The organism is Bradyrhizobium sp. PRIMUS42 (genome assembly GCF_023006515.1).
Classification (GTDB): Bacteria; Pseudomonadota; Alphaproteobacteria; order Rhizobiales; family Xanthobacteraceae; genus Bradyrhizobium.
In genome coordinates, this window is record NZ_JALBGZ010001365.1 from 1 (window position 1) to 768 (window position 768).

Consider the following 768-nt stretch of genomic DNA (forward strand, 5'->3'; position numbering starts at 1 on the left):
GGCATCTCTGTCGCCGAATATGCGCCGAACCAGGTCAAGAAGACCGTGGTCGGCGCCGGTCACGCCGACAAGCAACAGATCGCGATGATGCTGAAGATCTTGCTGCCCAAGCCCGATCCCGGCGCCGTCCCCGATCAGTTGCACCGCATCGCCGTCCGCCGTCGCAATCCGCGTCCGCAAAACCTCGTGACGACCAACCAGTCCCGCCACCGCCCGCTCCAGCGCCGCCACGTCCAGCACGCCCTGCAGCCGCAGCACCACCGGCATGTTGCGCGTGTTCCCCGCGCCCTCGATCTGCTCCAGAAGCCACATCCGCTCCTGCGCAAACGACAACGGGAGATTCGACGATCGCGGCACCACGGGAATCGGGTCTTCGACGCCGGTCTCGTTGAGACGGGTGAAGAGAGCAATGATATCGCTCTTCTGCTCAAGAAGCCGCTGCCTGAGACTCGGCGTCAGTTGATCGTTCTGGCCTCTGATCCTGAGGACATCGCCGTCGCAAAGGATCTTGATACCCCGGCGGCGAAGCTCAGTGAGTAGCTCAATGCTGCTCAAAACACCCACTCCTCTTCCGGGTCGGGTGTATGAAGTGCCCCCGCTCTGTTGGTGTTGATCCAATCCGACAGCTGGATCTGCTCGGCGAGCTCCGTTATGCTGGGTGTCTCGAACAGGGTTCGCAGCGGCAGCTCGACGCCGAACGCCTCGTTCAGCCGCGCCGACATCCGCATCGCCAGCAGCGAGTGCCCGCCGAGCTCGAAGAAGTTGTCC

Annotated in this window: 1 protein-coding gene and 2 pseudogenes; 1 reads left to right on the plus strand and 2 read right to left on the minus strand. The window is 63.2% G+C overall.

Going from position 1 to position 768, the window contains the following annotated elements; genetic code table 11:
- Positions 1–120, plus strand: a pseudogene (locus MOV75_RS40380) (crossover junction endodeoxyribonuclease RuvC); the annotation flags it as partial.
- A 63-nt stretch (positions 121–183) separates the two neighbouring features.
- On the opposite strand, the pseudogene MOV75_RS40385 reads toward MOV75_RS40380, so the two are convergent.
- Both MOV75_RS40385 and MOV75_RS40390 read right to left on the minus strand, forming a co-directional pair.
- Positions 184–564: pseudogene (locus MOV75_RS40385) on the minus strand (condensation domain-containing protein); the annotation flags it as partial.
- On the minus strand, positions 552–768 hold a 217-nt coding region (locus MOV75_RS40390; protein ID WP_246932905.1), incomplete at its 5' end, for a phosphopantetheine-binding protein. The pseudogene MOV75_RS40385 and the gene MOV75_RS40390, both read right to left, overlap by 13 nt.